Annotated in this window: 9 protein-coding genes; 5 read left to right on the forward strand and 4 right to left on the reverse strand. The window is 39.3% G+C overall.

Going from position 1 to position 4960, the window contains the following annotated elements:
- Positions 1–25: 25 nt before the first annotated feature.
- The 4 genes from GKR71_RS11045 to GKR71_RS11055 form a co-directional block, all read right to left on the reverse strand.
- Complete coding sequence (locus GKR71_RS11045; RefSeq protein ID WP_195848968.1) at positions 26–1156, reverse strand: replication protein 15; 1131 nt, start codon at positions 1154–1156, stop codon at positions 26–28.
- On the reverse strand, positions 1153–1320 hold the full coding sequence (locus tag GKR71_RS20385; protein ID WP_179897968.1) for a hypothetical protein: 168 nt from the start codon (positions 1318–1320) through the stop codon (positions 1153–1155). The genes GKR71_RS11045 and GKR71_RS20385 overlap by 4 nt, the downstream gene beginning before the upstream one ends.
- Before the next feature lie 80 nt (positions 1321–1400).
- Positions 1401–1859: a YmfL family putative regulatory protein gene (locus tag GKR71_RS11050; protein WP_154634288.1), complete on the reverse strand. Its 459-nt coding sequence runs from the start codon at positions 1857–1859 to the stop codon at positions 1401–1403.
- A 37-nt stretch (positions 1860–1896) separates the two neighbouring features.
- The gene (locus GKR71_RS11055) at positions 1897–2103 is read right to left on the reverse strand and encodes a Cro/CI family transcriptional regulator (protein WP_154634289.1); all 207 of its coding nucleotides are present in this window, start codon (positions 2101–2103) and stop codon (positions 1897–1899) included.
- 100 nt (positions 2104–2203) lie between these two features.
- Between GKR71_RS11055 and GKR71_RS11060 the strand changes: the two genes are divergently transcribed.
- The 5 genes from GKR71_RS11060 to GKR71_RS11080 all read left to right on the forward strand — a co-directional run bounded on the left by GKR71_RS11060 (position 2204) and on the right by GKR71_RS11080 (position 4826).
- Positions 2204–2848: a LexA family protein gene (locus tag GKR71_RS11060; RefSeq protein ID WP_154634290.1), complete on the forward strand. Its 645-nt coding sequence runs from the start codon at positions 2204–2206 to the stop codon at positions 2846–2848.
- Between the two features lie 98 nt (positions 2849–2946).
- Entirely contained in the window at positions 2947–3159 is a 213-nt protein-coding gene (locus GKR71_RS11065) for a hypothetical protein (protein WP_154634291.1), read from the forward strand.
- Positions 3160–3184: 25 nt separating this feature from the next.
- Positions 3185–3370 carry a carbon storage regulator CsrA gene (csrA, locus tag GKR71_RS11070; RefSeq protein WP_154634292.1) on the forward strand — a complete coding sequence of 62 codons (186 nt, stop codon included), beginning with the start codon at positions 3185–3187 and terminating at the stop codon, positions 3368–3370.
- A gap of 195 nt (positions 3371–3565) precedes the next feature.
- The gene (locus GKR71_RS11075; RefSeq protein ID WP_154634293.1) at positions 3566–3937 is read left to right on the forward strand and encodes a hypothetical protein; all 372 of its coding nucleotides are present in this window, start codon (positions 3566–3568) and stop codon (positions 3935–3937) included.
- A 61-nt stretch (positions 3938–3998) separates the two neighbouring features.
- Positions 3999–4826 (forward strand): YfdQ family protein, encoded by an 828-nt coding sequence (locus GKR71_RS11080; RefSeq protein WP_154634294.1) that lies wholly within the window; start codon positions 3999–4001, stop codon positions 4824–4826.
- Positions 4827–4960 lie beyond the last annotated feature (134 nt).

Consider the following 4960-nt stretch of genomic DNA (forward strand, 5'->3'; position numbering starts at 1 on the left):
TAGATTTTTTTAGCTTCACTGCGCATCATGCTGTACCCCCTAAACGCTGCTCACATTCATTCCAAATACTTACCCATTTCTTTTGCGCCCAATCCGGTTGCATACGCTTAACCCCCGCATTGCTTGCCTCTCTGCAAACCAATTTTTCCAGTTCCGATGGGTTTCTAATTGGCAACGACTGACTTAAAAAACGCTTGTAAGCTTTGTCGCATTCCGGATTGTGGGCTGCTGTTTGCTGTTTCGCAGTGTGTGGGCTTTCTTGGCTCTTGACTGTCAGGGTGTCAAAATGCTTGCGCAGGCTTTTCGTGCTTAAAATATTTTTGTGCCAGAAGGAATCACGACTAGCCCAGTCAAACAACGCACAGATTTGCTCATGAGTGCGACCATCAATTTCACGCATCAAGCGAATATCATTTGCCCAATCAAACCACTTAGGGGCTTTCTGAGTAGGGTTTATCACCTGAACACGCTTAAACATCCACTGTGCTGTCTCTAAATCTTCAAGCGTTCCCCACAGTTGGCCATTCGCACTCGATACCGCTGAATTTAAATTTTTACTAGAAATATCATTCACAGCCGTGTCGCTGGATTCGTTAGAATTCTGCGACGAAGGGGTTTTATTGATCTGTAAGTTTTTATCTGAGTTAAGATCTGTATAAAGATAGGAATCCGCATTTTCGACGTTTCCATGATTCTGCATTTCTGCGGTTTCCATTCCGCAGTTTCGACGATTTGAATCGTCACTTTCGACGTTTTCATTCCGCACTTTCGACGTTTCAGAAATTGACGGGAAAATCATTGAGATAAGCGCATTTCCATCTAATTTATAATGCGTCACTGGAGTGCCATTGACCTTCTTAGTTTTCGTTTCAATGATGCCGGGGAAGTATTTTTTGCGCAGTTTATCCACTAATCGACGTGATTGTTCTTCACCCGTTAAGCCTTTAATCTCATCAGCCAGTTCCTCATGGCTCTTATAAAACCAACCATCGCCTGCACTGGATGAAATACCAGACCAAAACACAAGTTGATTAAGCACAGCTGCTAACGCATGCGCCTGCTGATCCCCTTTGAAGAACTCAAGATAAGGCACAGGAATAACAATTACGTTTTTATGCCCTGACATAGCCTGAACGATGTCAAATGTATTTGTCATGCCTTCACCTGCTTGCTTGCATTAAAATCACCTACCAACCACTCAACAAACTTGTAGTTGGTTTCTTGGTAACCATTTGATAATTTAATCTCATAGACGAAACGGTTACCGCGCATTGAAGCTCGTACTTGCGGACGACTCGTTAAATTTGCTAAGCTACTCATGCTAATTACTCCACAAATGTTTTTAGCGACCCCGACGCCCGGACCGCATATCTGGGCGTCACCCTTTCTAGCTATGCTCATCATTGTTTAATCCCGTAAACACTTTCTAAAGAACCAACAAACCCAAGCGCATAAGCAAAGACTTTCTCCATTTTTCGATAGATAGCCTTAGTTTCATCCGGTGTTAGAACGCCATCAGAAATACTGTCTTTGATTAAGACGCTTAGCGCCCCTTGCATTGCACCCAAGCGCATTTGAATATCGAATAACTCAACTGTGTCTAAGCTCTCTGCTTCGATTTTCACCGCTGGCGTAATTCCGTGGCGTTCCATGTGATAAGCCACAAGCAACTTAGTGCCTGATAGATCTTCCATTGCTTCAAGCTCATCATTTTCAAAAAAGCGACAGCCGTTTTTTTCATACAACTTGTTGTTGAACGTTGTTTCAGAAATACCCAGTGCGCCGGACATCGCTGAACGTCCGCCGGGGTATACTTTGCACATCTCTTTCACGACTTCTTTTAGTGTTTGTTTGCACATATCTACAATTCCGTTGTTTTGTTGGTAGTTAACTCTGTTAGTTGGTTTTGGTACTGTTCTGGTAAAGCGCTGAGTTATATTTCAATTCGCCATTTGTTCTATAATCCGCTTCCATAGCTCGGTTTTTTGGGATTAATTGATTTGGTCGTTTTTTCCATTGATAGAATGCTTCAGGGCTAATACAAAAAAATTCTGCGATTTTATTAGTAGTGCCAAAGTATTTTTCAATCTGTTCAGTTGTCATAATACCCCCTAAATCTAAGTTAGATTAGATAATAATTGTTAATTTATATTTGGTCAATAAAAACTAAGATAACTTAGGTTTAGTTAAAATGGATTTGTATATGAGTAATACCCAAAGCACTATTGGAAGCAGAATAAAGGCACTCAGAAACATCACTAAAACTACCCAGAAAGATCTTGGTAAGTATTGTGGCGTATCAGATGTTACTGTGGGGTATTGGGAAAAAGACCTAAACACCCCTAGAAGTGATGCTCTCTTGAAATTAGCTCGATATTTCAATACGACTGAAGCGTATATTTTGTATGGTATTCCATCTAAACAATCATCGAATATCATAACCAGTGCACAGAAAGTACCTGTACTATCCTATGTTCAAGCTGGTAATTTCACTGATTACGCTCCAAATCAGATATATGATGAAGACCTTGAATTTATAGAAACCACACTTAAGGTATCCCCTTTGTCATTTGCCTTGCGTGTCATTGGTGATTCCATGACTAACCCGTATGGCTTGCCATCTATACCTGAAGGCTCAACTGTAATTGTCGATCCTGAAGCTGAAATTGTAAGTGGGAAATTTGTAGTCGCTAGACTACAAGGCTCTGACGAAGTAACGGTAAAACGTTATGTTGTAGATGGCCCAAACAAATTTTTGATGCCTTTAAATCCTCGTTATAACAACATTCCTATCAATGGTAACTGCGAAATAGTCGGTCTAGTTCGTGGTGTCCAGTATGAGCTATAAGTATCCATTCAATTAAATTCTAAGTTTTCTTAGATTTTCATATTGACACAAATCCTAAGTTGAATTAGTTTATATCTAAGACAACTTAGGAGGTCGTCATGCACACAAAACCAATCGTTACCTTTAACAACCCAATGTCCACAGATGAAATTCATGCGTGGATTTTGGAGAAAGCTGCTGCACTTAAAAAACTTGAAAGCCTTAACGCTACCTACGCAGAACTCAAAGAAAAGCTGGTAAGAATCGAAGATGATATTTACGAGCAAACTGAGATCTGCAACGCAGGGCTAGGCTTACCAGCAACCAACTAATCAACTATGTGGAGTAATTAGTGGAATGCTTATTTTAACTCGTCGTCCCGGTGAAACCGTTGTTATTGGTGATGATGTCAAAGTCACTGTTTTGGGAATTAAAGGATGCCAAGTGCGGATTGGTATCGAAGCACCAAAAGATACAAGTATTCACCGCGAAGAAATTTATCTTCGGATCCAAGCTGAAAATAATAATGCCAGTGCTAGTTAGTAATTATTGATAATTTTGGTGGCGACCTGAATCTTCCACACTACGAGGATGATGATAATGTTCTTTTCAGTAGCCACCCTTTTTTTACATCACACATAAGACCGCTGATATTTAATCAGTTCATACGGGTAAATATGTCTAATCAATATTAGCGGTCTTATCTGTGGAGTAATAACCTTTAATGAGGATCAACTCATGAGTGAAGATAAAAAAACAAATGTACCGGAATTCCTTGGGGAATTAGATGGTGGTGTATTTGAAAATAAAGTTTCCGCTGTATTAAATGATGTTGCATTAGGCGTTTTAAATAACGGTGGAAAAGGGAAAATTATTATTGAAATGGATATTTCCCGCCTGAATAACTCAATTGAAGAAAAGCGAGTTATGATTTCCCATAAACTTAAGTTTGCTGCACCAACGCCTCGCGGCAAGCGCTCTGAAGAAGATACCACCGAAACACCGATGTATGTCAATAAAGGCGGTAAGCTTTCAGTTATGCAAGAAGATCAGGGGCAATTATTCGCTATCAATGGCGATCCTGATGGGAAATTAAGACAAGTTAATTAATTTCTTTTTTTATTTAAATACCAATCTTTAAAAATACTTTATTAAATAAGTAGGAGTTTTTATGTCTCAATTAAATGGTGATGCTATTTCTCAAATTACGGAACTGGCTATTTCTGGTGTTCGCTTAAATGCTGTTGAAAATATGCCATGTCCAGCAGTAGCGGTACCAAATGGTTTAGAAATTGTTAATTTAGAACGATATCAAAATGGTCGTTATCGCTTTCGTGGTTCGTTAAAAACCACCAGCATTAATGATTTTGTTAAATATAGTGTTGGGTATTCTGAGGCTCTTGGTGTTCGTTGTTTTATCGATGCTGAAGATATGACAGCAAGAACTATTTTTAACTTAGGCACTATTGAACATCCTGGTCATGCTGATAACTCTGCACTTATCGTACTGAAAAAGACATCACCTTTTTCTGCTGTGCTATCAGTAAATGGGCGCAAGCAAGGTCAGAAAGAACTTGCTGAGTGGTTAGAAGATTGGCGCGATTACTTATTAGCATTCGATGCTGACGGTAATGTTTTAGATATTAAGCAAGCAATTGGTGCTGTTCGCCGAATTACGATCGAATCAAGTCGTTCTTCAGATCATGAAGATAGTGATTTCTCAGCACGACGCTCTGTGATGGAAAATGTCGAAGCTAAAAGTAAAGACATTATGCCAGCTGCTTTTGAATTCAAATGCACTCCATATGATGAATTACAAGAACGAGCAATTAAGCTGCGCTATAGCATTTTAACCTCACAAGATACACCAACACTGGTGCTTCGCATTGTTCAACTTGAAAATCTTCAAGAGCTAATGGCTCAAGAATTTCGCGACATTCTTTCTGCTAAATTCGAAGAAACTCAAATCGAAACATTCATTGGGAATTTCTCAGCTTAATTAATTTATGCGCCACTGATCTGGTGGCGCTATTTATCATGTGGAGTAATTATGTCTTATATCTCAACGTTTACTGGCAAGCATTTCGACTTCATTAATATCTGTGCGGAAGATATTTCTATCGAAGATATTGC

This window comes from Providencia sp. wls1922, from assembly GCF_009706505.1.
Lineage (GTDB): Bacteria > Pseudomonadota > Gammaproteobacteria > Enterobacterales > Enterobacteriaceae > Providencia > Providencia lanzhouensis.

Excerpts from the sequence above, each read along its gene's own strand:
- GKR71_RS11075 (WP_154634293.1), top strand. The coding sequence starts at position 3,566 with ATGAGTGAAGATAAAAAAACAAATGTACCGGAATTCCTTGGGGAATTA.
- csrA (WP_154634292.1), top strand. The coding sequence starts at position 3,185 with ATGCTTATTTTAACTCGTCGTCCCGGTGAAACCGTTGTTATTGGTGAT.
- GKR71_RS11080 (WP_154634294.1), top strand. The coding sequence starts at position 3,999 with ATGTCTCAATTAAATGGTGATGCTATTTCTCAAATTACGGAACTGGCT.
- GKR71_RS20385 (WP_179897968.1), bottom strand. The coding sequence starts at position 1,320 with ATGAGTAGCTTAGCAAATTTAACGAGTCGTCCGCAAGTACGAGCTTCA.
- GKR71_RS11045 (WP_195848968.1), bottom strand. The coding sequence starts at position 1,156 with ATGACAAATACATTTGACATCGTTCAGGCTATGTCAGGGCATAAAAAC.
- GKR71_RS11055 (WP_154634289.1), bottom strand. The coding sequence starts at position 2,103 with ATGACAACTGAACAGATTGAAAAATACTTTGGCACTACTAATAAAATC.
- GKR71_RS11065 (WP_154634291.1), top strand. The coding sequence starts at position 2,947 with ATGCACACAAAACCAATCGTTACCTTTAACAACCCAATGTCCACAGAT.
- GKR71_RS11050 (WP_154634288.1), bottom strand. The coding sequence starts at position 1,859 with ATGTGCAAACAAACACTAAAAGAAGTCGTGAAAGAGATGTGCAAAGTA.
- GKR71_RS11060 (WP_154634290.1), top strand. The coding sequence starts at position 2,204 with ATGAGTAATACCCAAAGCACTATTGGAAGCAGAATAAAGGCACTCAGA.